Annotated in this window: 19 protein-coding genes; 11 read left to right on the top strand and 8 right to left on the bottom strand. The window is 63.9% G+C overall.

What is annotated here, in order from left to right:
* Window positions 1-5 precede the first annotated feature (5 nt).
* The 4 genes from RBA41_RS24975 to RBA41_RS24960 all read left to right on the top strand — a co-directional run bounded on the left by RBA41_RS24975 (window position 6) and on the right by RBA41_RS24960 (window position 6,582).
* On the top strand, window positions 6-3,170 hold the full coding sequence (locus RBA41_RS24975; RefSeq protein WP_306626936.1) for an efflux RND transporter permease subunit: 3,165 nt from the start codon (window positions 6-8) through the stop codon (window positions 3,168-3,170).
* Between the two features lie 13 nt (window positions 3,171-3,183).
* Window positions 3,184-4,569, top strand: coding sequence for an efflux transporter outer membrane subunit (locus RBA41_RS24970; RefSeq protein ID WP_306626935.1), 1,386 nt, complete (start codon window positions 3,184-3,186; stop codon window positions 4,567-4,569).
* A 108-nt stretch (window positions 4,570-4,677) separates the two neighbouring features.
* Window positions 4,678-5,628 carry a M28 family peptidase gene (locus RBA41_RS24965; RefSeq protein ID WP_306626934.1) on the top strand — a complete coding sequence of 317 codons (951 nt, stop codon included), beginning with the start codon at window positions 4,678-4,680 and terminating at the stop codon, window positions 5,626-5,628.
* Between the two features lie 159 nt (window positions 5,629-5,787).
* Window positions 5,788-6,582, top strand: a complete 795-nt coding sequence (locus RBA41_RS24960) for a substrate-binding periplasmic protein (protein ID WP_306626933.1) — start codon at window positions 5,788-5,790, stop codon at window positions 6,580-6,582.
* On the opposite strand, the gene RBA41_RS24955 is transcribed toward RBA41_RS24960, so the two are convergent.
* Window positions 6,572-9,124: an EAL domain-containing protein gene (locus RBA41_RS24955; RefSeq protein WP_306626932.1), complete on the bottom strand. Its 2,553-nt coding sequence runs from the start codon at window positions 9,122-9,124 to the stop codon at window positions 6,572-6,574. The genes RBA41_RS24960 and RBA41_RS24955 overlap by 11 nt on opposite strands.
* A complete protein-coding gene (locus RBA41_RS24950) occupies window positions 9,121-12,249 on the bottom strand; it encodes a response regulator (protein WP_306626931.1) in 3,129 nt (1,042 codons plus the stop codon). Before RBA41_RS24950 ends, RBA41_RS24955 begins: the two co-directional genes overlap by 4 nt.
* 448 nt (window positions 12,250-12,697) lie before the next feature.
* Between RBA41_RS24950 and RBA41_RS24945 the strand changes: the two genes are divergently transcribed.
* On the top strand, window positions 12,698-14,299 hold the full coding sequence (locus tag RBA41_RS24945; RefSeq protein ID WP_306626930.1) for a methyl-accepting chemotaxis protein: 1,602 nt from the start codon (window positions 12,698-12,700) through the stop codon (window positions 14,297-14,299).
* A 6-nt stretch (window positions 14,300-14,305) separates the two neighbouring features.
* Here RBA41_RS24945 and hemW read toward each other — a convergent pair whose 3' ends face one another.
* Entirely contained in the window at window positions 14,306-15,547 is a 1,242-nt protein-coding gene (hemW, locus tag RBA41_RS24940; protein WP_306626929.1) for a radical SAM family heme chaperone HemW, read from the bottom strand.
* A complete protein-coding gene (rdgB, locus tag RBA41_RS24935) occupies window positions 15,544-16,128 on the bottom strand; it encodes an RdgB/HAM1 family non-canonical purine NTP pyrophosphatase (protein ID WP_306626928.1) in 585 nt (194 codons plus the stop codon). The genes hemW and rdgB overlap by 4 nt, the downstream gene beginning before the upstream one ends.
* Window positions 16,129-16,333: 205 nt before the next feature.
* Between rdgB and RBA41_RS24930 the strand changes: the two genes are divergently transcribed.
* Complete coding sequence (locus tag RBA41_RS24930; RefSeq protein ID WP_306626927.1) at window positions 16,334-17,395, top strand: transporter; 1,062 nt, start codon at window positions 16,334-16,336, stop codon at window positions 17,393-17,395.
* A 41-nt stretch (window positions 17,396-17,436) separates the two neighbouring features.
* Window positions 17,437-18,378 carry a DUF3616 domain-containing protein gene (locus RBA41_RS24925; RefSeq protein ID WP_306626926.1) on the top strand — a complete coding sequence of 314 codons (942 nt, stop codon included), beginning with the start codon at window positions 17,437-17,439 and terminating at the stop codon, window positions 18,376-18,378.
* Between the two features lie 166 nt (window positions 18,379-18,544).
* Here the strand turns inward: RBA41_RS24925 and rph are convergent, their stop codons facing one another.
* Genes rph through RBA41_RS24910 form a run of 3 tightly spaced genes read right to left on the bottom strand, consistent with a single transcriptional unit; the run spans window position 18,545 to window position 21,242 of the window.
* Window positions 18,545-19,273, bottom strand: coding sequence for a ribonuclease PH (rph, locus tag RBA41_RS24920; protein WP_306626925.1), 729 nt, complete (start codon window positions 19,271-19,273; stop codon window positions 18,545-18,547).
* A 7-nt stretch (window positions 19,274-19,280) separates the two neighbouring features.
* Window positions 19,281-20,231: a PP2C family protein-serine/threonine phosphatase gene (locus tag RBA41_RS24915; protein ID WP_054264091.1), complete on the bottom strand. Its 951-nt coding sequence runs from the start codon at window positions 20,229-20,231 to the stop codon at window positions 19,281-19,283.
* Window positions 20,232-20,246: 15 nt separating this feature from the next.
* A complete protein-coding gene (locus RBA41_RS24910) occupies window positions 20,247-21,242 on the bottom strand; it encodes a serine/threonine protein kinase (RefSeq protein ID WP_306626924.1) in 996 nt (331 codons plus the stop codon).
* Between the two features lie 97 nt (window positions 21,243-21,339).
* Between RBA41_RS24910 and RBA41_RS24905 the strand changes: the two genes are divergently transcribed.
* From RBA41_RS24905 to RBA41_RS24890, 4 genes are all read left to right on the top strand, one after another.
* On the top strand, window positions 21,340-22,227 hold the full coding sequence (locus tag RBA41_RS24905) for a YicC/YloC family endoribonuclease (protein WP_306626923.1): 888 nt from the start codon (window positions 21,340-21,342) through the stop codon (window positions 22,225-22,227).
* 225 nt (window positions 22,228-22,452) lie between these two features.
* Window positions 22,453-23,100, top strand: coding sequence for a guanylate kinase (gene gmk / locus RBA41_RS24900; RefSeq protein WP_306626922.1), 648 nt, complete (start codon window positions 22,453-22,455; stop codon window positions 23,098-23,100).
* Window positions 23,101-23,132: 32 nt separating this feature from the next.
* Entirely contained in the window at window positions 23,133-23,336 is a 204-nt protein-coding gene (rpoZ, locus tag RBA41_RS24895) for a DNA-directed RNA polymerase subunit omega (RefSeq protein WP_054264095.1), read from the top strand.
* A 77-nt stretch (window positions 23,337-23,413) separates the two neighbouring features.
* A complete protein-coding gene (locus tag RBA41_RS24890) occupies window positions 23,414-25,663 on the top strand; it encodes a RelA/SpoT family protein (RefSeq protein WP_306626921.1) in 2,250 nt (749 codons plus the stop codon).
* A 78-nt stretch (window positions 25,664-25,741) separates the two neighbouring features.
* On the opposite strand, the gene RBA41_RS24885 is transcribed toward RBA41_RS24890, so the two are convergent.
* The gene (locus RBA41_RS24885) at window positions 25,742-26,284 is read right to left on the bottom strand and encodes a biliverdin-producing heme oxygenase (protein ID WP_374709596.1); all 543 of its coding nucleotides are present in this window, start codon (window positions 26,282-26,284) and stop codon (window positions 25,742-25,744) included.
* Window positions 26,285-26,291: the final 7 nt, after the last annotated feature.

Raw genomic sequence — 26,291 nt, 5'->3', positions numbered from 1 at the left:
ACTTCATGGCCCGTTTCTTTATTGACCGCCCCATTTTTGCGTGGGTGATCGCATTATTCATCATGGTTGTCGGCGCGGTGGCGATCACCCAGCTGCCGATCGCCCAGTACCCGACCGTGGCGCCACCGGCGATCGTGGTCACCACCGCCTACCCGGGCGCGTCGGCCCAGACCCTGGAGGACAGCGTCATCAGCGTGATCGAACGCGAGATGAACGGTTCGCCCGGCCTGATCTACATGGAATCGAACAGCCAGGCCAACGGCACCGGCACCATCACGCTCAGCTTCGAGACCGGCACCAACGCCGACCTGGCCCAGGTCGACGTGCAGAACCGTTTGGGGCGCGCCACCCCGCGCCTGCCGCAGGCGGTGGTGCAGCAAGGCGTGCGCGTGGACAAGGCGCGCTCGAACTTCCTGCTGTTTACCATCCTCTCGTCGGATGACCCGAAATGGGACCCGATCGCGCTCGGCGACTACGCCTCGCGCACGGTGCTGCCGGAAATCCAGCGTATCCGCGGCGTGGGCCAGGCCCAGTTGTTCGGTACCGAAAAAGCCATGCGCATCTGGATCGATCCGGCCAAGCTGGTCGGCTTCAACCTGTCGCCGGCCGATGTGAACAGCGCCATCCGCACCCAGAACGCGCAAGTGGCCTCGGGCACCATCGGCGACTTGCCGAACATCGGCGGACAAGCCATTACCGCCACCGTGGTCGTGAGCGGCCAGCTGGCCAGCGTCGAGCAGTTCGGCAATATCGTGCTGCGCGCCAATCCGGACGGCTCGACCGTGCGCCTGAAAGACGTGGCCCGCATCGAAATCGGCGGCCAGAGCTATTCCACCTCGGCGCGCCTGAACGGCAAGCCATCGACCGGCATCGGCATCCAGCTCTCCCCGAGCGGGAATGCGCTGGAAACGGCCAAGCTGGTGCGCGCGCGCATGAACGAACTGTCCAAATACTTCCCGGCCGGGATGAAATACGCGGTCCCGTTCGACAGCTCGGCGTTCGTCGAGATCTCCATCAAGCAAGTGCTGGAAACCCTGGTCGAAGCGGTGATCCTGGTGTTCCTGGTGATGTATCTGTTCCTGCAAAATTTCCGCTACACCATCATTCCCACCATCGTGGTGCCGGTGGCATTGCTCGGATCGCTCGCGACCCTGCTGGCGCTGGGCTTTTCGATCAACGTGCTCACCATGTTCGGCATGGTGCTGGTGATCGGTATCGTCGTCGATGACGCCATCGTGGTGGTCGAAAACGTCGAACGCATCATGAGCGAAGAAGGCTTGCCGCCGCTGGAAGCGACGCGCAAGGCGATGAGCCAGATTTCGGGCGCCATCATCGGCGTGACCGTGGTGCTGGTGTCGGTGTTCGTGCCGCTGGCCTTCTTTGGCGGCGCGGTCGGTAACATTTACCGCCAGTTCTCGGCGGTGATGGTCTCGTCGATCCTGTTCTCGGCTTTCATGGCGCTCTCGCTCACGCCGGCCATGTGCGCCCACTTCCTGAAACCTGTCGAAGCGGGTCACAACCACGCCAAGAAAGGCTTCTTCGGCTGGTTCAACCGCGGCTTCACGCGCACCGCCAAGAAGTACGAAGGCTGGGTCGCCACCACCTTGCGCCACACCGGCCGCTCGATGATCGTGTTCGCCGCGCTGGTGGCCGTGGTCGCGCTGATGTTCGTGCGCCTGCCCAACTCCTTCCTGCCCAACGAAGACCAGGGCTACATCATCGCCAACTTCCAGCTGCCGCCCGGCGCCACCCTGGAACGCACCGGCAAGGCGCTGCGCGAGGCCGAAGACTTCATCCTCAAGCAGCCGGAAGTGGCCAGCATGGTCGGCGTGCAGGGCTTCAGCTTTTCGGGTTCGGGCCAGAACATGGCGCTCGGCTTCATCACGCTCAAGAACTGGAAAGAGCGCGGCGGCGCCGGCCACAGCGCCAGCGACGTGGCCGGGCGCATTTCGGGCCGCATGAGCCGCGTGCGCGACGCCTTCATCTTCGCCATCAGTCCGCCGCCAATTCCCGAACTGGGCAGCAGCACCGGCTTCTCGTTCCGCCTGCAGGACCGTGCCGGACTCGGACGCGAAGCCTTGCTGGCGGCGCGCGGCCAGGTGCTCGGCGCGGCCAGCAAGAGCCCGGTCCTGGCCGGCGTGCGTCCGGAAGGCCTGGAAGATGCGCCGCAGGTGCAGCTCGACATCGACCGCGACAAGGCCAGTGCCCAGGGCGTGACGTTTGACGCCATCAACACCGCCATTTCGACCTCGCTCGGCTCGTCCTACGTGAACGACTTCCCGAACGCCGGGCGCCTGCAGCGCGTGGTGGTCCAGGCCGACGCCAAGGACCGCATGCAGCCGGAAGACCTGCTGAAACTGAACGCGGTCAACAACAAGGGCCAGCAAGTGCCGCTGTCCTCGTTCGCCACGACGCGCTGGATCACCGGCCCGATGCAGACCGTGCGCTACAACGGCTACCCGACCATGCGTATCGCCGGCGACGCCGCTCCGGGCCGCAGCACCGGTGACGCGCTGGCCGAAATGGAACGCATCGCGTCCGAACTGCCGCCCGGCTTCGGCTTCGAATGGACCGGCCAGTCGCGCGAGGAAAAACTGTCCGGCTCGACCGTGTTCGTGCTGCTCGGCTTCGCCCTGCTGGCGGTCTTCCTGGCCCTGGCCGCGCTGTACGAAAGCTGGTCGATTCCGGTCGCCGTGCTGCTGGTGGTGCCGCTCGGCGTGCTGGGCGCGCTGATCGCCGCCGGCGGACGCGGCTTTCCCAACGACGTCTACTTCAAGGTCGGCCTGATCACCATCATCGGCCTGGGCGCGAAGAACGCGGTCCTGATCATCGAATTCGCCAAGGACCTGCAGGCGCAGGGCAAACCGCTGGTGGAAGCGGCGATCGAAGCGTGCCATCTGCGCTTCCGTCCGATTCTGATGACCTCGTTCGCCTTTATCCTCGGCGTGATGCCGCTGGTGATCGCCACTGGCGCCGGTTCGGCCAGCCAGCGCGCCATCGGTACCGGCGTGGCAGGCGGCATGATCACCGCGACCGCACTGGGCGTGTTCTTCATCCCCGTATTCTTCGTGGTGGTGCGCAAACTATTCAAGGGCAGCGAGCGCCAGCGCAAGAAATACGCGCATGAAGACGGCGCCGCGCCAATCGCAGAGGTAAAACATGACGCATGAACTGAGCACCTTGATGACACGACTCACTCCCCTGGCGCTGGCCCTTCCCCTGGTCCTGGCCGGCTGCGCGTCGATGGCGCCCAGGTACGAGCGTCCGGCCGCGCCGGTCGCGCCCGCCTTCCCGGCGCCGGCAATGAGCAGCGCCAGCACCGAAGCGGCATCCGGCATCGCCTGGCAGCGCTTCTTTGCCGATGCCCGCTTGAAGCAACTGATCGAACTGGCGCTGACCAACAACCGCGACCTGCGCGTGGCGATCCTGAACATCGAACAGGCGCGCGCGCAGTACCAGATCCGCCGCGCCGACCGCCTGCCTTCGCTCAACGCCAGCGTCAGCGGCAGCCGCGTGCCGGGGAAGGACGACAGCATCAACAGCACCTACACGGCCGGGTTTGGCGTCAGCTCGTTCGAGCTCGACCTGTTCGGCCGCGTGCGCAGCCTGAGCGACGCTGGCCTGGCCCAGTACCTGGCCAGCGAGGAAGCGCGCAAGAGCACGCACATCAGCCTGGTCGCCTCGGTCGCCAACGCGTATCTGAGCCTGCTGGCCGATGAAGAATTGCTGGGCCTGACGCAAAAAACCCTGGCCGCGCGCGAGGAATCGCTCAAGCTGATCCAGCTCAAGTACGACAACGGCGTCGTCTCCAAGCTCGACCTGCAGCAGGGACTGTCGCTGCTCGACGGCGCCCGCGTGGTGCTGGCGCAGCAACAGCGCCAGCGCGCGCAAGACCTCAATCTGCTGACCTTGCTGGTCGGCCAGACCCTGCCGGCCGGGCCGGACACCAGCACCACCCTGGCGGCGATGGCGCTGGGCGAACTGCCGGCCGGCTTGCCGTCAGACTTGCTGACGGTGCGCCCGGACATCCGCGCCGCCGAACAGCAGCTGATCGCCGCCAACGCCAACATCGGCGCGGCGCGCGCGGCTTTCTTCCCGCGCATCACGCTCACCGGCAGCGCCGGCAGCGCCAGCAATGAGCTGAGCGGCTTGTTCAAGAGCGGCTCGTACGGCTGGTCGTTCGCGCCGCAGATGGTGCTGCCGATCTTCGACTACGGCCGCAACAACGCCAACCTGGGCAGCGCCAAGGCCGGGCGCGACATCGCCGTGGCGCAGTACGAAAAATCGGTGCAGACGGCGTTCCGCGAAGTGTCGGACGCGCTGGCGGGCCAGGCCACGTTCGGCGAGCAGCTGCGCGCCCAGCGTTCGGTGGCCCAGGCCGAGGCCGAGCGCTTCAAGCTGTCGGACCTGCGCTACCGCAGCGGCGCGGCCAGCTACCTCGACCTGCTCGACGCCCAGCGCTCGCTGTTTTCCGCCGAACAGGCGGCGGTGCAGGCCAACCTGCAGCGGCTGCAAAACCAGGTGACGCTGTACCGCGTGCTGGGCGGCGGCTGGACCGCCCCGCAGTAAACCGTGCCCGCCAACGACTTCGTCGCTCCTGCCATTGGCAGGAGCGACGCAATACCGAGGACGGCCATTCATTCTGTCGACCGATCCAGGGCCACAATGCGCATTCGTATGAGCACGCTGTTCAACACCACCGTCGCCGTGGCCGCCGCCGCACTGATCGGTCCCGCCAATGCCGCGCCGGAAGCCGGCTTGCCCGCACGCCTGGCCGGACACGTGCGCCAGATCGCGTCAAGCGAGCACAACACTGGCACCCCGGCCGCGCTTGAAAAAGCCGCCCTGTATCTCGAAGCCACCCTCGCCGCCCAGGGCTACGCGGTGCGGCGCGACGAATACACCTATGACGGTCACCGCGTGCGCAATCTGGAAGTATCGATCGCCAATATTGCTCCCGGCAAGCAGCCCGAGCGCATCTATATCGTCGGCGCGCATTACGATTCCGCGCCCGGCACACCGGGCGCCAACGACAACGGCAGCGGCAGCGCCGCCGTTGTCGAACTGGCGCGCATGTTCAAGGGCGCCGTCCCCGCTCCCGGTAACGAACTGCGGTTCGTCCTGTTCGTCAACGAAGAACCGCCCTATTTCGGCGGCGAAGGCATGGGCAGCCGCCATCACGCCAGGGCGCTCAAGGCGCGCGGCCAGCACGTCGAGGCGGCGCTGATCCTGGAAACCATCGGCTACTACACCAACGCCAAAAACAGCCAGCGCTATCCGCCCGGCGTGTCCGCCTTTTACCCGGACCAGGGCAATTTCATCGCCTTTGTCGGCACCCTCGGCTCATCAAGCCTGGTGCGCAAGACCGTGTCGGCCTTCCGCAAGGCGTCCAGCTTCCCCGCCGAGTCCCTGGCGGCGCCGTCGTTCGTCAAGGGCGTGACCTGGTCCGATCACACCTCCTACAACAAGGAGGGCTATGACGCCGTCATGATTACCGATACCGCGACGATGCGTTACCCGCACTATCACCGCAGCACCGATACGCCGGACAAACTCGACTACGCCAGCATGGCCAAGGTCGTCGACGGCATGGCGAAAGTCATCCAGGCGATGGTACAAGACCGTTAAAGCGGGCGAACAGGCACACCGCCCCGAGGCAAATCGCGCTCGGCCGCTGCGTCGCGGCCAGGGACGGCAAATCGCTTTCGTGATCTGCGCGCACTGTATTGGATGAAACCTTGTTTCGCGGTATGCTATGCCAAGAATTCCTCCTTTAGCGGGTCCAAGGTGAGCCATTCCATAACGCTGCTGAAGTCTTCCCTGCTGGCCTTGTGCATGGCGCTCGCCGCCGGGGCCGCGCATGCCCGCATCAAGGTGATCGTCGCCACCGATTCCTGGGCACAGCTCATGTACCTGGACAGCAGGAAGGTGCCCAGCGGCGACCTGGCCGATTTCGTCAACCGGATGAATGAGGTGCAAGACAAGTTTCGTTTCGAACTGGTCATCTATCCACGCATGCGCCTCGACCGCATCTTCCTCGACAAGCAAGCCGACGTGTATCCTTTGCGCACCATTTTATGGACCAAGCCGGAACACGGCTTGCTGGCAACCAAGACCATCTTCACCAGCGGCGACATCTATTTCGCGCGCCGCGACAACCGCTTCGGCGGACACAAGGTGTTCGACAATCTGAAGGAAAAAACCGTGACCGGGGTACGCGGCTACCACTACCAGTTATTCAACAACAACCCCGACGAAGTCTATATCAAGGAAAACTTCAAGGTCTATCTCTTCGGCTCCAACGAAGGGGTCATCCGCTTCGTGCTGGCCGATCGCGCCGATGTCGGCATCGTGCCCGAAGTCATCATGGCGAAATACCTGAAAGACCCCAAGGTGCGCGAGCAAGTGATCGTGGCCGACTACTACGACTCGCAAGTCGAACTGTCGAACCTGGTCAGGAAAGATGGCCCCATTTCCGTGGAACAAATGAACGCCATCGTCGACCTGTTGATCGCGTCGGGCGATGTGAAAAAACTCAAGGCCAAACTGCGCATTCAGACGTACAGCTCGCCTAAAAAGTAAAATGCCGTGTCGTGAAATCGGCGAGCAAGGCGCCGGTGTCCTCCCCCACCAGCGGCCGGCTGAACAGATAGCCCTGCATCACGTCGCAGCCCAGGTCGCGCAGGTAGCGCGCCTGTCCGGCCTCTTCGACGCCCTCGGCGATCACTTCCAGCCCCAGGCTCTGCCCGAGCGCGATCACGGCCCGCACGATGGCCGCGTTGCCGCTGTTGTTCATCATGTCGCGCACGAAGGACATGTCGATCTTGAGCTTGTGGACCTTGAGCTGCTGCAGATAGGCAAGCGACGAGTAGCCGGTGCCGAAATCGTCGATCGACAGGCGCACCCCGAGCGCGCGCAAGTCGGCCAGCGACTGGAACGATAGCTCGCGCTCGAGCATCACGAAGCTCTCGGTGATTTCGAGTTCCAGCTGTTCCGGGGCGATGCCGGCGTCGTCGAGCGCGCGCCTGACCGAATCGAGCAAGCGCCCGCTGCTGAGCTGCACCGCCGAGATATTCACCGCCGTGTGGCGCGGCGCCAGCCCGGCGTCGCTCCAGCGCCGGATCTGGTGGCAAGCCGTTTTCAAGACCCAGTCGCCCAGTTCGACGATCAGGCCGCATTCCTCGGCCAGCGGGATAAACGCGGCCGGCGCCACATTGCCGCGCACCGGATGGGTCCAGCGGATCAGCGCTTCCAGGCCGATCAGTTCGCCGCTGCGCAGATCCACCTGGGGCTGGTAGTGCAGCGAAAACTCGCGCCGTTCGAGGGCGCCGCGCAAGTCCGCCTCCAGTCCCAGCCTGTCCCTGGCGCGGCTGCTCATCTCCGGCGAGAAAAAGCGCAAGGCGCCGGGTCCCTTGGCCTTGGCCTGATGCAGGGCCGCGGCCGCGCTGCTTTGCAAGGTCTCCACATCGCCGCCGTCGGCCGGGAACAGCGCGATGCCGACGCTGGCGCCGACGTAGGCGCTGGTGCCGTCCAGCTGGTATGGCAGGGACAGGGCATCGATGATGCGCTGCGCGACCAGGTCGACCCCGGGCGCGTTCGCTTCGCGCTCGAGGACGATATTGAATTCGTCGCCGCCCACGCGCGCGATCGCGTCCACCCCGGGCAACAGCGCGCGCAGGCGCATGGCCACCTCGGTCAGCAAGCGGTCGCCGGCGCTGTGTCCGAGACTTTCATTGATCGTCATGAAGTTGTCGAGGTTGATGAACAGCAGCGCAAAGTCGGATTGCGCATGCCTGGCCTGCTTGACGGCGTGCACCAGCAACTCGCCGAACAGGGCGCGATTCGACAAGCCGGTCAGGGGATCGCGGTGGGTGACGAAATCGAGCTGTTGTTCGGCCTGCCGCCTCTGGGTGATATTCGCATACGAACCGCGCCAGCCGCGCGGCGTGCCCTCGGCGTCGAGCACCCGCCTTGCCACATGCTCGACCCAGCGTTCGCTGCCGTCCAGGGCGCGGATGCGGCACGCGAACGGCGCGATCTCGTCCATGCCGCAGGCCGGCCCGAACTCGGCCCAGCCCGCCAGATCGGCCGGATCGATGATCTTTTCCATCAAGCCCGGGTCGGCAAAAAAGTCGGCCGGCGCATAGCCCGACACCGCGCTGCAGGCGGGCGAGACATACAGATAGCTGCCGTCCGGCCCCAGCCAGTATTCCCAGTTCGGCGAGTAGTCGGCCAGGATGCGGTATTTCTCCTCGCTCTTCTGGAGCAGGGCGGTACGCTGGGCGACCACGCGTTCGAGGTGGCGCCGCAGCCGGCTCAGCTCAAGGTGGGTGTGCACCCGCGCGCGCACTTCTTCGATGTCGAACGGCTTGGTGATGTAGTCGGCCGCGCCCAGCTCGAAGCCCTTGAGCTTGTCGTGCGCCCTGTCGGCCACGGTGACGAAAATGACCGGAATGCGGCTGTGCTCGGGCAGCGACTTGATGTGCTGGCATACCTCGAGGCCACCCATGCCGGGCATCATAATGTCCAGCAAAATCAGGTCGGGCGGCGCCGCGCCCTGCACCAGCTCGAGCGCTTTTACGCCCGAACCGGCGATCATGATGCGGTAATCGTCGCGCAATGCTTCGAGCAGCCCGTGCAGGTTCTGGGGCACGTCGTCGACCAGCAGCAGGGTCGGCGCGCTGGCCGGATCGGCGCTGGGCTCGCTGTCGAACAGGCCCGCGTCCTCGCGATAGCGTTGCAAGGTCAGCTGGGTGCTCACGCGCAGCAGCAGCAATTCCGGATCGACCGGCTTGGTGATGTAGTCGGCCACGCCCAGTTCCAGCCCGCTGGCGACGTCGGCCGCGTCGTCCAGGGCGGTGACGAAGATGACGGGAATATGGGTCGTGGCCGGGTCCGATTTCAGGCGCGACAGGACGGTGTAGCCATCCATGCCCGGCATTTTGATGTCGAGCAGAATCAATTCCGGCTGCGGGCTGCGGTGCGCCAGCTCGAGCGCCTTTTCGCCCGAGGTGGCGGCCGTCATCGTGTGGGTCGCGCTCAGGATATTCATCAGGAGATGCAAATTTTCGTGCACGTCGTCGACGATCAGAATACGCGGGCGGTGTCGGCTGAATCGGCTCATGGATGGGTTCCGGGTTGCGCCTGTCGGAGGGCGCCGTCGCTGTGCGGCGGCGGCATGGAATGGTCGTCGCTGGCCTGGCTCAGGCGCAGGCGCAGGGCCTGGGCCAGTTCCACCGCCTGTTCGATCGCAAAGGCGTCGGCACAGCTGGCGATCTCGGCCATCGCGGCGGCGGCGCTGGTGCCGACCGTGCTCGCGCGCAATTGCGCCAGCAAGGATTCGGCCCGCCCCAGATCGTAGTCGAGCGCGCTTGCCAGCTGGTCGAGCAAGGCAATCAGGGAGGCATGCGGCAAGGCCGGCAAGGCCGGTGCGGCGGCGTCCGCGTCCGCGTTCGCGCGCGCATTCGCGGCGGCCATGCCGTCGATGTCGGCCAGCAGCGCGGCAAGCAAGCCGTGCATCGATTCCAGGTCGGCCGCGGCGGGCGGCGCGCCGTTCTTGAGTTTGCCGCTGATCGCGCCCAGCCGGGAAAACAAGGCGGTGGCGCCCAGATTGCCGGTCACGCCGAGCAGGCTGTGGCAGTAAGCGTCTGCAGGTTCATGATCGGGTAGCGCCAGCAAGGCCTTCAGTTGCGCGGCGGCGTCGCCGTAGTTGTCGCGAAAGCGCAGCAATTGCCTGCGGTAGGCATCGGCCTTGCCGCCGATCCGGCGCACGCCTTCACGCACATCAAGGCTGGTGAGCGCGAGCAAATCGGGAGGAAAGCGCAGCGGTGCCCGTTCCGGCGCCGGCGCCGGCGGGCCCACGACAACGCGCTGCGGTGCCAGCCGGACCCAATGCGCCAGGGTGGCCATCAGGCGCTCGGGCGCGATCGGCTTGGTCACATGGTCGTTCATGCCGGCGGCGCGGCTCTGCACCACATCGTGGGCCATCGCCAGGGCGGTCATGGCGATGATGGGCAGCGTGCCGAAGCGCGCGCCGTCGGCCGTGGCGGCCATGGCGCGGATCTCGCGCGCTGCCTCGAATCCATCCATCACGGGCATCTGGATATCCATCAGCACGCCGTCGTAATTGCCCGTGCGCACCATATCGACGGCTTGCCGGCCATTGACCGCCTCGTCCACCAGGATGCCCTCGCTGCGCAGCAGTTCGCTGGCGAATTCACGGTTGATGTCATTGTCTTCGGCCAGCAACAGGCGCGCACCCGACAAGCCTGACGCGCGCAGGCGCACGGCCGGGCGGCGCAGCTCGTCATTGTCCAGGATGCGTTTGCGGCCCAGCACCGAGAGCACGGAATCGAGCAAGGTCGACGGCGAGACAGGCTTGATCAGGAAACCATCCACGCCCGCTTGCTGCGCCAGCCGGAACACATCTTCGCGGCCATAGGCGGTGACCATGACCACCTTGGGCACGTAGGCGATGCGGCTGTCGGCGCGCAGATGGCGCGTCACTTCGTCGCCGTTCATGCCGGGCATGCGCCAATCCATCAGCACCAGGTCGAACGGCTTGTCGTTGGAGGCGGCCAGCGCGGCCAGCGCCTGCACCCCGTTCGCGGCCACGGCCACGTCGAGCTGCAGGAAGCGCAGCATGTCGGCCATGATGTCGCGCGCGGATTCGCTGTCGTCGACCACCAGCACCCGGATTCCCTTGAGCAAGGGGCCGACCGGATCGAGCAGCGCCGCCGGCGCCTGCGCAGCGGGGACGGCCCGCGCCAGGGTGAGCTCGAAGCACAAGGTGCTGCCCTGGCCCGGCGCGGAATGCGCAATCCAGATGCGCCCGCCCATCAGTTCGACCAATTCCTTGCTGATGGCCAAGCCCAGTCCGGTGCCGCCGAAACGCCGCGTGGTACTCTGGTCGGCCTGGGTGAACTTGGCGAACAGTTCGCGCTGCACTTGCGGCGACATGCCGATGCCGGTGTCGCGCACCGCCATCTCGATGGTGGTGTCGCTGTCGGTGCTGGCGACCGCGCGAAAGCTCAGTTCGACCTCTCCCTGCTCGGTAAACTTGATCGCGTTGCCGCACAGGTTCAGCAGGATTTGGCCGAGACGCAAGGGGTCGCCGACCAGCTCGGCCGGCATGGCCGGGTCGTAACGGATCAAAAATTCCACCCCCTTTTGCTCGGCCTGGTACGCGACCGCGTCGGTCAGTTGCTGCAGGACACTGTCGAGGGTGAACGGGATGTTTTCAATGTCGAGCTTGCCCGCTTCGATCTTGGCGAAGTCGAGGATGTCGTTAATGATGCCCAGCAGCGACAGCGCGGCGCTTTGCGCCTTGCCCAGGTAATTCTGGAGCGCCGGCGCCGGGTCGGTTTTCAGGGCCAGGTACAGCATGCCCAGCACCGCGTTCATGGGGGTACGGATTTCATGGCTCATATTGGCCAGGAATTGCCCCTTTGCCAGGTTGGCTGCCTCGGCGGCATCCTTGGCCTGCTGCAATTGGCAAGTCCGTTCGGCCACGCTGTTTTCCAGGTTCTGGTTGATCTCCTTCAGTTGTTGCATCGAATCATAGAGCTGCGCATGGCTGTAGTTCAGCGCGCCGACCAGCTGCCCCAGTTCATCCTGGTAGGGGTAGGAGATTGCCCCGGCCCGGCTCTCGCCGGGCGCGGCACGCCATTGCGCGACCCCGCGCGCCACCTCGGTCACGCTGCGCGACAGGCGATAGCTGATGGTCCAGGAAACGATGAGCCACAAGAAAGTGCTGCCGAGCACAGAATTGAGCAGCACGACAAAGAAGCTCGACTTGAGGCGATCCCACAACACGTCGCCGTTGGCATACAGTTCGAGGTAGCCGATCAGGCGCTGCTTGTTGTCGCGTTCAACGTAGCGCAAGGGCATTTTGTCGTGCTGGTACTGGTGCGATGCCGGGGCCGTCGGACTGGCGCGCAAGGCGGGACGGTCGCCGTCGCCGACCAGCTCTACGCCATCCGCATTACTGATCCGCACGCCGGTGACGATGGCATTCTGGCGCACGCCGCGCACCACGGCCGTCAGGCGGGCGGTATCGAGCTCCCACAGCGCTTGCGCCGCGCCCGGTTCCACGGTGCGCCCAAGAGAAGCCAGATCGCTGCCGATGGCACGGCTGACCGCGACGTACTGGATCCCCAGCTGCAGCAGCGTCATGCACACCGATAGCAACAGGTACCACGGCAGCATGGTGTAGAGAAGACGGCTGGCAAGCGTTTGCGTGCTGAACATCGACCCTCCGGTCAAGGGAAATCCAAGCTCCGGCAGGCGCAGGCGGCCGCAATGTCCTTGCGGTGGCGCAGTGTCTTGCCCGGCGCGACATGTTAGCGCCCAGACATTCATTCTAGTCGGATGGGATGCCTGTATGCAAGCGCCGGTTACCGCTGTGTAGTCGAACAAAAAGTTGCGCCGATCCGACAGTCGCGACCAGCCGCCGTCGCCCTGATGGCCGGCCATGTCCAACGCATATCGGACCGATGAATAATTCCAATATGACAATAAAGTAGGCTGAATTGCCATTCCAACGGGAAAAACCAGGTCGGCAAGGGGGATGGCGTTGCCTCAAAACAACATTTTATGGGGAAATTGCAGTTCGAGAAACGTTAGCTGGATGTGTATCTTGTCGTATAGGATAATTGCCGTCCGGAATTATTCACTTCTCAACTGTCAGGAAAACATCATGTTCCCCAACGTCCGCATCGGATCGCGCCTTGCGATCGGTTTCGCCATCGTGCTGGTTTTGTCCATCCTGTCCACGGGCTACGCCATGATGGCGGCGAGCGGCAACGCGCGCGCCACGGAGCGCATGATGGCGCAGCCGCTGACCAAGGAACGCATGATATCGGACTGGTACGTGATGACCTATTCGGCCGTCACCCGCACCTCGCTGATCGCCCGCAGTGCCGACGAGACGCTGTCGACCACGTTCGCGGTAGCGATTGCGGACAGCGTCAAACGCAGCACGGAGCTGATCAGGCAGATCGAGCCGCTGCTCACCAGCGACGAAGAAAAGGCGACGATGCAGGCCATCCTGGCCCAGCGCGCCACTTACCAGGCGGCCAAGGAAAAAGTCATGGCCGCCAAGAAGGCCGGCGACGGCGCCACCACCGACCTGGCCTTCAACGGCACCTTTCTCCCCGCCGCCAGCGCGTACCAGAACAGCATTCAGGCCATGCTGGGCATGCAGCGCAAGACCATCGACGACACCGCCGTCGCCATCGAACAAGCCAACAGCCGCACCATCAGCCTGCTCCTGCTGCTCGGCACCCTGGCGGTGCTGACCGGCGCCGTGTGCGCCTTCCTGATCACGCGCTCGATCACCGGCCCGCTCAAGGCCGCCGTGGCGGTGGCCGGCACCGTGGCCAGCGGCGACCTGACCACCGAGTTCGGTCGCGCTGCGCGCGATGAAATCGGTGACCTGATGCGCGCCCTGCAGGCGATGAACGACTCGCTCACGCGCGTGGTCTCGGAAGTCCAGAACGGCACCAATGCGATTGCCATCGGTTCGACCGAAATCGCCGCCGGCAACCTGGACCTGTCGGCCCGCACCGAGCAGCAAGCCAGCTCGCTCGAAGAAACCGCCGCCTCGATGGAAGAACTGACCTCCACCGTGCGCCAGAACGCCGACAACGCGCACCAGGCCAACCAGCTCGCGCTGGCGGCGTCCCAGGTGGCGCGCAAGGGTGGCGCGATCGTCAGCCAGGTGGTCGATACGATGGGATCGATCGAAGCGTCGTCGCGCAAGATCGTCGACATCATCGGCGTGATCGACGGCATCGCGTTCCAGACCAATATCCTGGCGCTCAATGCCGCCGTGGAAGCGGCGCGCGCCGGTGAACAGGGACGCGGGTTTGCCGTTGTCGCTTCCGAAGTGCGCACGCTGGCCCAGCGCTCGGCCGGCGCCGCCAAGGAAATCAAGGGCTTGATCGGCGACTCGGTGGCCCAGGTCAGCAACGGCACGCGCCTGGTGCAGGAAGCCGGCACCACGATTGGCGAAGTGGTCGACAGCGTGGCGCGCGTGACCGACATCATGTCCGAGATTACGGCCGCCAGTAACGAGCAGCGCGTGGGCATCGACCAGGTCAACGAAGCGATTGCGCAGATGGACCAGGTCACGCAGCAGAATGCGGCGCTGGTGGAGGAAGCGGCAGCGGCCGCCGGCAGCCTGGAAGAACAGGCGGCGCGGCTGGCGGATGTGGCTGGGGGGTTCAAGCTGGCGGCGACGCCGAAAGGCCGGCCGCAGCGGGTTGCGGGCAAAATGCCGCTGAAACTGGCGGCCTAGGCTCCATCACGTCGCCGACAAAAACATCTCCTGCAAATCATTCAAAAAGCGCTGGCCCAACTCCGTCGGCCGGATGATCTTGTGATCGCGGTAAATCAAGCCCTTGGCCTCGGCCGCATTGAGCGTCTGCTCGATCGCATTGATCCCCATGCCGGTGCGTTCGCCGAACAGGTTCGGTGAAAACCCCCCGGTCAGGCGCAAGGTGTTGAGCATGAACTCGAACCCCATATCCGCACGCCCGATCTCGCGTTCTTCCTGCACCGGATTACCGGCGCGCGCCGCTTCGATAAACGCCTTGGGCTGCTTGTAGCGCGCCTGGCGCAGCACCCGGTGCGGGAACGATATCTTCGAGTGCGCGCCCGCGCCAATGCCGAGATAATCGCCGAACTCCCAGTAATTCACATTGTGCTTCGCGCGCCGCCCCGGCTGCGCGTACGCCGACACTTCGTAATGCCCGTATCCCGCCGCCGCCGTTTCCAGCGCGATCATGTCCTGCATGTCGGCGCTGGCATCGTCGTCCGGCAGCGCCGGCGGATACTTGGCGAACAGCGTGTTCGGCTCCATCGTCAGGTGGTACAGCGACAGGTGCGGCGGCGCGAACGAGAGCGCCGTTTCCAGGTCGTGCCGTGCTTCTTCCAGGGTCTGCGACGGCAAGGCATACATCAGATCGAGATTGAAGTTGTCGAAGTTCGCATGCGCGATCTCGACCGCCCGGCGCGCCTCGTTGTCGTCATGGATCCGGCCCAGCGCCTTGAGGTGCTTGCCGCTGAAGCTCTGGATCCCGATCGACAGGCGGTTGATGCCGCTGGCGCGGAACGACTTGAACTTCTCGGCCTCGAACGTGCCCGGATTGGCTTCCATCGTCACTTCCGCATCCACATCCAGCGGCAGCAGGGTGCGCACGTCCGACATCAGGCGGTCCAGCCCCTTGGCCGACATCAGGCTCGGCGTGCCGCCGCCGATGAAGATGGTGTAGATCTTGCGGCCCCAGATCAGCGGCAGCGACTGCTCCAGGTCGAGCCGCAGCGCATCCAGGTATTCCTTTTCCGGCAGCTCGCCGCGTGCCTCGTGCGAATTGAAATCGCAGTACGGGCACTTCTTCACGCACCACGGATAGTGGATGTACAGCGACAGCGGCGGCAGCGCAGCCAGGTTCAGGGCGCCCGGCTGCAGGTACTGCAGGGCGCTGGCGGCCGGCGAGCGGGGCTCGGTCTTGACGGCGCTGCCGGCGACTTTGATCGGAATCATTTCAGCTTCTCTACCAGCGCGCGCAGGGCCTGGCCGCGGTGCGACAGCGCGTTCTTTTCAAGCGGCGACAACTCGGCCGTGCACTTGCCCAGCGACGCAATCCAGAAATGCGGATCGTAGCCAAAACCGCCCGTGCCGCGCGCCTCGGCGACGATCTCGCCGTTCCAGCGGCCGTCGGCGATGACCGGCTGCGGGTCGTCCGCGTGGCGCACGAACACCAGAACGCAATAGTAGTACGCCGATTTGTCGGCGTGTGCGGCCAGGTCGGCGATCAGCTTCTCGTTGTTGCGCGCGTCCGATTTCGGTTCGCCCGCAAAACGCGCCGACCATACGCCGGGCGCGCCGCCCAGGGCATTGACGCAGACGCCCGAATCGTCCGCCAGCGCCGGCAAACCGGTCAGGCGCGAGGCGTGGCGCGCCTTTTCGAGCGCGTTTTCGACAAACGTGGCAAACGGCTCGTCGGCTTCGGGCACGTCGAATTCGCCCTGCGCGTGCAGGGTGAAGCCTACGGGTGCGAGGATTTCGCCAAACTCCCTGAGTTTGCCGGCGTTGTTGGAAGCGAGGATAAGGCGTTGGGTCATAAGAGTCTGGTCTGGCGGGTGATGGATGCCAGCGGCATCCGCAAGTGCGTATTTTAGCGCCATTGGCCGCCCGGCTGGCGCGGGCGCCGCTTTCGCGGGATTTTGCGGGGCAAACACTGTACTATATCGGCATCCTGAATTGACGACGACGATCCGATGCCGACAGCAGCGCCATGCGACGCGCCAAGCGACGCCCAAACCGACCATGAGGCAAGCATGCGCGCCGGGGGCTGCCTTGCTTGACGTGGACAAGGTCGGCTTGAGCTATGGCTCCGACCCATCGGGGCTGGTGTGGGGCTATCTGTTCGGCGTCAGCCCGGAAGCGCTGGCCATCGATTCGGCCGCGGCGCTGGCCTGGATGCGCGACCACGCGGCCAACAATCCCTCGCAGTTCATCTGGCTGCACTTCAACCTGTCCAACGCGGCCAGCGAAAAGTGGCTGACCACGCACGCCAACCTGGCCGATGAATTCTACGAGACGCTGCATACCGGCTCGCGTTCGACCCGCATCGAACTGGCTGAAGACACCCTGATCGCGGTGGTCAACGATGTGCTGCACAATTTTTCGTTCGAGGAGTCGGACATTTCGACCCTGTGGGTCAGCGTGGCGCGCAATGTCGTCGTCAGCGCGCGCAGGAAGCCCCTGCAGTCGATCGAACGCGTGCGCCAGGCGGTACGCCAGGGCGAGCCGGTGCGCTCATCGGTCGAACTGCTGATCCACCTGCTGCGCGACCAGGCCGACGTGCTGGTGAAAATCGTGCGCGACGCCGTCGAACGGGTCGACGACATCGAAGACAAGCTGCTGGCCGACCGCCCCACCGCCAAGCGCGAAGACCTGGGCGCCATGCGGCGCGTGCTGGTGCGCCTGCAACGCCTGCTGGCGCCCGAGCCGGCCGCCCTGTTCCGGCTCCTGCAACGCCCGCCCTTGTGGATGGCCGACCTGGACACCCAGGAGCTGCGCGAAGCGACCGAGGAATTCTCGGTCGTACTGAGCGATATGTCGTCGCTGCAGGAACGCATCAAGCTGCTGCAGGAAGAGATCGCCGCGCGCGTCAGCGAAGAGACGGGCCGCAGCCTGTTCATCCTGACCATCGTGACCGTATTGGCGCTGCCGATCAACATCATCGCCGGCATGCTGGGCATGAACGTGGGAGGCATTCCGCTGTCGCACCACCCGGCCGGTTTCTGGATCATTGCGGCGGTCATCGCCACCTTCACGGTGGTGGCGGGCTGGCTGGTCACGCGCGCGGCACGGCGCCTGCGTTAGCCTCTATCATGGCGTTTTTGACAAACGCTCTGGAGAACACCGTGAACAAACACCAAGAACCGGCCAGCGCAACCCTGATCGCGGATGCGCTGCACGCCAGACTGGAAGACCATTTCGTTTATCGCGGCATGTGCGATGCGTCGGCTGCCGCCGCGCTCGGGGAGGACCTGTTCGTGGTCGCCAACGACGAACGCAACCAGCTGAAAATCTACCAGCGCGGCGTGGCCGATGCGGTGGAGGTGGTCGACCTGTCGGACTTTTTGGGCACCAGGAAGAACAAGGAATCGGACCTGGAAGGCGCGGCCACCATCGGCGAGCGGATTTACTGGATTACCTCGCACGGCCGCAACAAGAAGGGCGAGGTGCAGGAGCGCCGTTTCCGCTTCTTTGCGACCGAGGCGGGCAAGGGCAAGACGCTTTTGAAACCGGTCGGCAAGGCCTACAGCGGCCTGCTGGACGACATGATCGCGGCCGAACAGCTGAAAAAATATCCGATTGCGCAGGCGTCCGGGAAGACGCCGGAAGCCGATGGCGCTTTCAACATCGAAGGGCTGGCGGCCACGCCGGAAGGGACCTTGCTGATCGGGTTGCGCAATCCCGCTCCGGAAGGCAAGGCGCTGGTGGTGCATTTGCTCAACCCGGAAAAAGTGGTCGAGGGCGAGCGGGCCGAGTTTGGCGAGACGTTCGAACTCGATCTGGGCGGCCTGGCGATCCGCAGCATGGAGCTGGTGGGGCTGGCGTACATGATCGTGGCCGGGCCGCCGGCCGATCATGGCGAGTTTGCGCTGTATCGCTGGTCAGGCAAGAAGGACGATGCGCCGGAACAGCTGGTGCATGAGGATTTTGACGATGTGCGGCCGGAGGCGCTGTTTGCCATTCCAGGCACGCGCAAGGTGCAGATTCTCAGTGATGACGGCGGGCCGCATGTGAAGGGGATGGCGGAGGAGGAGCAGACGTTTCGGAGTATTACGGTGGTGTTGTAAGTACTCGTAAACGTAAAACCGTCGTTCCCGCGGAGGCGGGAACCCAAGTTAGTTGAGCCGCCTGTATCTGCGGTACAAACTTGGGTTCCCGCCGAGCGCCGCCTTGGCGCGGGAAGTCGTTTCTGCCAATGGCAGGAACGACGGAGCAAAGGGTAACGGAGGGCGGTTAGATCCCCAGCGCTTTCTTCTGCAACGCGATAATATCCGCAATCCCCGCCTGCGCCAGGTCCAGCAAACGGTTCATCCCCGCCCGATCGAACGCCGCGCCTTCCGCCGTGCCCTGCACTTCGATAAAGTGCCCGGCTTCGGTCATCACCACATTCATATCCGTGTCGCAGCCCGAATCCTCGACGTAATCGAGGTCCAGCACCGGCATGCCCTTGTACACGCCGACCGAAATCGCCGCCACAAAACTCTTCACCGGCACCGCCGCAATCGCGCCGCTGGCCACCAGCTTGCTGAACGCGTCGTACGCGGCCACCATCGCGCCCGTGATCGACGCGGTACGCGTGCCGCCATCGGCCTGGATCACGTCGCAATCGAGGTTCAGGGTACGCTCGCCGAACGCTTCCAGGTCGAACGCCGCGCGCAGCGAACGTCCGATCAGGCGCTGGATCTCCTGCGTGCGCCCGCTTTGCTTGCCGCGCGCCGCTTCGCGGTCCATGCGCGTGTGCGTCGAACGCGGCAGCATGCCGTATTCGGCCGTCAGCCAGCCCTGCCCTTTGCCCTTCAAAAAGCCCGGCACCTTCTCTTCGATGCTGGCAGTGCAAATGACCTTGGTGTCGCCGCACTCGATCAGGACCGATCCTTCGGCATGCTTGGTGTACTGGCGCGTCAATACGATGTCGCGCAGCTGGTCGACGGCGCGGCCGCTCGGACGTGATTCAAATGTCATAAAAACCTTATTTCAAAACTTGGGATGATTTTTCGATGGCGTCGCGGATCTCGGCAATCGCCTTTTCGATCTCGTCGTCGTTGAAGGCGTCGATTTCGAGCGGCTGCTCCGGCTCCGGGGCGCTCAGGATCGTGGTGCTGACCAGGTTCTCGGGCAGCATCATGGTCGAAATCACCGCGGCGCTGCCGTCCGTGTTCACGCCCGCCGTCTCCACTTCGGGCGAGCCTTGCCACATGATCGCCAGCGCGGTCGTGTTGTCGCAGGTCTCGCCGCCGATGGTAATCGCGGTGCTGATCATGTCGGGAATGGCGCGCACGATGGTCTGGGTCGAGAGGCGATGGACGATTTCCTCGTCCGGCAGCATCGACCACAAGCCGTCGGAGCACAGCATGACCACGTCGCCGGTCAGCAGGCTGACCTGGCGCGACACTTCGATCTTCGGCAGGGAACTGGCACCAATGCAGTTATACAGCTTGTTGCGGTCCGGGTGCGTCGCGCGTTCGGCCGGATCGGCCAGGCCCTGGGCAATCAGGTGCTCGATGTGCGAGTGGTCGCGCGTGCGTCCCAGAATCTGCCCGCGGCGCAGCCAGTACAGGCGCGAGTCGCCGCAGTGGGCCCAGATCGCCGTGTTGTGCTGGATCAGGCACGCCACCACCGTGGTGCGCGGCGTGTCGGGCATGTTGTTGGCGATGCGGTAGCGGTGAATTTCGTCGTGCGCTTCGAGGAACGCCTCTTCGAGGAAGCGTTCGGGCTTCCTCACATACGGCGTGGCGTGCTGCTGGAACATGCTCGACATGGTTTGCAGCGTGATGGCCGCGGCCATTTCACCACGCAGGTGGCCGCCCATGCCGTCGGCCAGGACCAGCAGCAGCGCGTCGCGCGTGAAGCTGTATCCCATCCGGTCCTGGTTGACCTTGCGGCCGCCGAGCTGGCTTTCCTGATAAACGGAAAATTGCATAGATATCTTTCTGGATCAGGTGTTTTTATCGTTGACTTTTTTGCGGCCGAAACCACCCAAACGGTCGACCAGCCCGCGGACCTGGCCGCCGAGCTTTTCCAGACCGCGCGGCGCTTCCGGCTTCTTCGGTGGCGGCAGCGCCAGTTCCTTTTGCAGCGCGAACAGGCTTTGCGGCCGCGCCAGCGGGTCCATGTCGAGGCAGTTCTTGACCATGTTGATCAAGGCCGGCGAAAAACTGCCTTCCAGCTTGGCGTAGTAGCCCGGCATCTTGTCTTCGGTCTTGCGCTGGTCGGCCGGCTGCGGCGGCGCGCCCGCCATGCAGGCGAAGATGGTGGCGCCGATGCTGTAAATATCCGACCATGGTCCCAGCGCCGCCGTTTTCGAGTACAGATCGGGCGGGGCGAAGCCCGGCGTGTACATCGGCGTGAGCTTCGGGATATCGGCGTTGATGGTCTGGCGCGCGGCGCCGAAGTCGAGCAAAATCGGCGAGCCGTCGGTGCGCAGGTAGATATTGGCCGGTTTCAGGTCCAGGTGCAGCAGCTTGTTGGCGTGCACTTCGCGCAGGCCGCCGCACACGCCCAGGAAAATCTGGCGGATGAAGGCTTCCGACAAGCGGCTGCCCTTGCTGCCGAGCCGGGCGATATGTTCCTGCAGCGAGTGGCCCGATTCGTAGCCCATCACCATGTATACAGTATCGTTGGCGCGGAAGAAGTTCAGCACCCGCACCACGTTCGGGTGGGAGATCAGCGCGAGCGCCCGTCCCTCCTCGAAAAAGCACTTCAGGCCGATGCGAAATACCGGCAGATTGGGTGGTGAAATCACCGGAACGAGCTCGCCAGGTTGCCGCAAAGCGAGTGAGCTCGGCAGGTACTCTTTAATGGCGACCGCGTTCCCCTCGGCGTCATAAGCGAGATATACAATACTGAACCCACCGGACGCAATTTTCTTTACAATGCGATATCCGGCAATTTCAAGACCATCGGGCAGGGGAGCGTTATTTTGTGCAGCCATCTGTGTGTTCCTTGCTTAACACGGCGATTGTGTGGATAAATCACGGCTTTGTAAAGAAAAGATAAAAATACCGGGGACTCCATTGAGCATTTCTAGCATGACAGGTTACGCGGTGGCCACCAGCGAAGGCGCGGCGGGCACCCTTACAATTGAAATCAAGAGCGTTAATTCGCGCTTTCTGGATCTGCAGTTCCGCATCAACGATGAGTTGCGCGCGCTCGAACCGGACTTGCGCGCCGCGATCATGGCCGCCATCACGCGCGGCAAGGTCGAGGCACGCCTGAGTTTCGGGCGCAAGGTCGCCGGCGGTTCGCAAGCCTTGAATGCCGCCATGCTGGCCGATCTGGCGCGCTTGCAGACCGAAGTGACCAGGCATTTCGTCTCGGCGCCGCTGATGACGGTGGCCGAGCTGCTGCGCTGGCCCGGCGTGATCGAGGAAGCCCAGGTCGGCCAGGAGTCGCTGCAGGCCGATGTGGCCGCGCTCACGGCCACCACCGTGGCGGCGTTTGTCGACAGCCGCCGGCGCGAAGGCGCGGCCCTGGAGGCGATGCTCATTTCACGCATCGATGCGATGGACGTGATTGTCAAGCGCATCACGCCGCTCATTCCGCAGGTGATCGCGCAATTCCAGCAAAAGGCGGTCGAGCGCATGCAGGATGCATTGGGGCTGGCCGGGCACGGTACGCCGTCGACCCTGACGCGCCAGGAAGCGTTCGAGCGGATTCGCCAGGAAGTGACCTTGTACGGAATCCGGATCGATGTGTCGGAAGAGCTCTCGCGCCTGTCCGCGCACTTGACCGAGACGCGGCATATCCTCAAAAAGGGTGGCCAGGTCGGCAAGCGGCTCGATTTCATGATGCAGGAATTGAACCGCGAGGCCAATACGCTGGGCGCCAAGGCGTCGGTGAAGGAACTGGCCGATGCGTCGATGGAACTGAAGCTGTTGATCGAACAGATGCGGGAGCAGGTGCAGAATCTGGAGTAGCGCTACCCTTCATCCTGCCCTCAGCTCGTCGTTCCCGCGCAGGCGGGAACCCAAGTTCGTACCGTAGCCATCAGCTGCGCAATCAACTTGGGTTCCCGCCTGCGCGGGAAGTCGTTTCTGGCAATGCCAGGAACGACGTTTTGGGACTACCGTAGCAAGTATATAAGTAAGCAAGCAGCTGTACTAACGCAATAACGCACCAACCCGTACCCGAGAAAGACACCCATGCCCTCTCCAATCAATGGTTTTTCAGGCAGCCTGTTCGTCGTCGCCGCGCCTTCCGGTGCTGGCAAGTCAACCCTGGTCAACGCCCTGCTGGCGCAGGAACCGGGCATCAAGCTGTCGATCTCGACCACCACGCGCCCTCCCCGCCCCGGCGAACAGGATGGCCGCGAGTACCATTTCACCACCGCCGAGGACTTCGTCGAGCGCGCCGGCCGCGAGGAATTCCTCGAATGGGCTGAAGTGCACGGTAATTACTACGGCACCTCGCGCCTGATGGTCGAAAAGGAAATGAAAACCGGCACCGACATCCTGCTCGAAATCGACTGGCAGGGTGCGCGCCAGGTGCGCAAGCAGTTTCCCGACGCCGCCGGCATCTTCATTTTGCCGCCCTCGATCGCCGCCCTGGAAGAGCGCCTGTACAAGCGCGGCCAGGATGAACCGAACGTGATCACGCGCCGTCTGCTGGCGGCCGGCGGCGAGATCGCTCACGCTCGGGAGTTCGAGTATGTTATTATCAATGAAGAGTTCAACGTCGCCTTGTCAGAGATGAGCGCGATTGTCAGAGCGACACGCAGCCGTTTTGCACAACAAGCTGCGCGTAACGCCTCGCTATTTGCCCAACTGGGTATCCATGCGCAACAATCGTGACACGGCACACACCGTCATATTGAGGAAATTACATGGCCCGCATTACCATTGAAGATTGCTTAAAGCACATCCCTAACCGCTTTCAGCTGACCCTGGCCGCGACCTATCGCGCGCGTCAGTTGTTGCAAGGCCACACTCCAAAGGTGGAAGCCAAGGACAAGCCAACCGTCGTCGCCCTGCGTGAAATCGCAGCCGGCAAGGTCGGTATCGAGATGCTGAAAAAGGTTCCGATGTAAGTGTTTTTCGTGCCCGAACGGTGTCAACAAGCCATCCTGATTTTCTTTTTTCACATTTCGGCTGATTGACTTTGCGTATGAATCTGATTCCTCCGGATACGACACTCTCAGGCACACCCAAGACCCGGTCTTCGCGCGCCGCCACCAAGGCGCAAGAAGCCGCGGTTCCCGCCGCTCCCGCCCCGGGCGTGGCATCAGTCTCCCAGCTGTCGGCCAAGCTGAGCGAGTACCTCACTGCCTCCGAACTCAAAAAGGTCAAGGAAGCGTATCGTTTTTCCGACGAGATGCACCTGGGACAAGTCCGCAAGTCGGGCGAACCGTATATTTCCCATCCCATCGCCGTCGCTGAAATCTGCGCCGACTGGAAGCTCGACGCCCAGGCCATCATGGCCGCGCTGCTGCACGATGTGATGGAAGACCAGGACGTCAAGAAGGATGAGCTGATCGAGCGCTTCGGCGCCCCCGTCGCCAGCCTCGTCGACGGCCTGTCGAAGCTCGAAAAAATCGAATTCCAGACCCTGATCGAAGCGCAGGCGGAAAACTTCCGCAAAATGCTGCTGGCCATGGCGTCGGACGTGCGCGTCATTCTCATCAAGCTGGCCGACCGCCTGCACAATATGCGCACGCTCGAGCACATGACGGCGGCCAAGAAACGCCGCATCGCTTCCGAAACCATGGAAGTGTACGTGCCGATCGCGCACCGCCTGGGCCTGAACAATATTTACCGCGAACTGCAGGACCTGGCGTTTTCGCACCTGTATCCGGTGCGCTACCGCACCCTGTCCAAGGCCGTCAAGGCGGCGCGCGGCAACCGCCGCGAAGTGGTCAAGAAGATCCTCGAATCGGTCAAGAACACCCTGGCCGTCGCCGAGCTGCCGGCCGAAGTCTACGGGCGCGAAAAAACCCTGTACGGCATCTATAAAAAGATGCGCAGCAAGCATCTGTCGTTCTCGCAGGTGCTCGATGTGTACGGTTTCCGCGTCGTGGTCGACAGCTTCGCCAATTGCTACGTGGCGCTGGGTACCCTGCACGGCCTGTACAAGCCGATGCCGGGCAAGTTCAAGGATTACATCGCGATCCGCAAGCTCAACGGCTACCAGTCGCTGCACACGACCTTGATCGGCCCGTACGGCACGCCGGTCGAGTTCCAGATCCGCACCCAGGAAATGCACCGCACCGCCGAGTCCGGCGTGGCCGCGCACTGGCTGTACAAGAATGGCGAGTCGAACCTGTCGGACCTGCAGCAAAAGACCCATGCCTGGCTGCAATCGCTGCTCGACATCCAGCAGCAGACCGGCGACTCGGCCGAGTTCCTGGAGCACGTCAAGGTCGACCTGTTCCCCGACTCGGTGTACGTGTTCACCCCGAAATCGAAGATCATCGCCCTGCCGCGCGGCGCCACGGCGCTCGATTTTGCGTACACGATTCACACCGGCATCGGCGACCATACGGTGTCGGTCAAGATCAACAACGAAGCGGCGTCGCTGCGCACCGAGTTGCGCAATGGCGACATTGTCGAGATCGTCACCAATCCGGATTCACGGCCGAGCCCGACGTGGCTGGCATTCGTGCGCACCGGCAAGGCGCGTTCGGCAATCCGCCATCATCTGCGCACCATCAACCTGAACGAGTCGGTCGAACTGGGCCGCGAGTTGCTGGCGCAGGCATTGACGGCACTCAATATCCAGCCGGATCTGCCCGAGCCGACGGTCGAGAAGCTGCTCAATGAATCGTCGGCCAAGTCGATGGATGAGCTGTATGCGGACATCGGCATCGGCAAGCGCATGGCGGCGCTGGTGGCGCGGCATATTTTCGGCCTAGTCGATGACGATCTGGTCAGTTTGCCGGCCAATCCGAATGCGACGCCGGGCGAACTCGACCCGGTGACCATTTATGGCAGCGAAGGCGTGTCGGTGCAGCTGGCGCCGTGCTGCTTGCCGATTCCGGGCGACCAGATCATCGGGCAGTTGCGGCGCGATCAGGGCTTGATCGTGCATACCAGCGATTGCGCCGGCGCCAAGCGGCTGCGCGGCAAGGAACCGGACCGCTGGATCGCCGTGCAGTGGGGCGGAGAATTGAACCGCCGCTTCGATTGCCGGATCAGGCTGCTGATTAATAATGAAAAAGGCATCCTGGCGCGCGTGGCCGCCGAGATTGGCGAATCGGATGCGAACATTTCGTATGTGGGAATGGACGAGGACGAAGAACACGTCATGACGCAGTTGCGGTTTACGATACAGATCAAGGACCGCGTGCATCTGGCGCATCTGATCAGGAATCTGCGGCGCGTGATGGGCGTGACCAGGGTGGAACGCGAGCGGAATTAACTGCCGTCATTCCCGCCATTGGCAGAAATGACTTCCCGCGCCCAGGCGGCACTCGGCGCGGGAATGACGATACTGCCCCTACCTCATCGCCAAAATCCGGTCAAACGCATCGCACGCTCCCCTGCACGCATCGGCAATCTCCCCTTCGCTTTTCACCCCCTCGCGCAGCGCCAGCATGAAGTTGCGCCAGCGCGCACCCGGCCCCTCGGCACCACTGCGCAGATAACGCAGCGGATGCGGCGCCAGCGGCCCTGCCAGGCGCTGGTACAGCACCGCCCCGCCCAGTTGCGAACCCTCGATCACATACGTCACACCCCAGCGGTACGCCGCGCTGGCACCCATCGGCCACACGGCATCGTCCTCGGCCCGCGTATCGGCACGCACGCCGCCCAGCGCCGGATCGGCCAGATCGGCATCGATCAGCGCCACCCGCGCCACCGCCGGCAAGCCGGGCTCACCCTGCGGGCCATCGCTGTAACGCGCCAGCCAGGTTTCCAAGGGAGACAACCAGCGCCGCAGCATGTGCAGGTGGTCGCTGTAGTGCTGCAAGCCGGCGTCGGGCTGGGCCAGCGGCATGCCGGCGTCGAGCACGGCGTGGCGGTCGGCTGTGGCAATGCGCAGGGCGCTC

Origin of the sequence: Massilia scottii (genome assembly GCF_030846495.1) — a bacterium.
Lineage (GTDB): Bacteria > Pseudomonadota > Gammaproteobacteria > Burkholderiales > Burkholderiaceae_D > Telluria_A > Telluria_A violaceinigra.
Note: the sequence above shows the minus strand (reverse complement) of the source record. Positions and strands in the feature narration are given on the sequence as shown.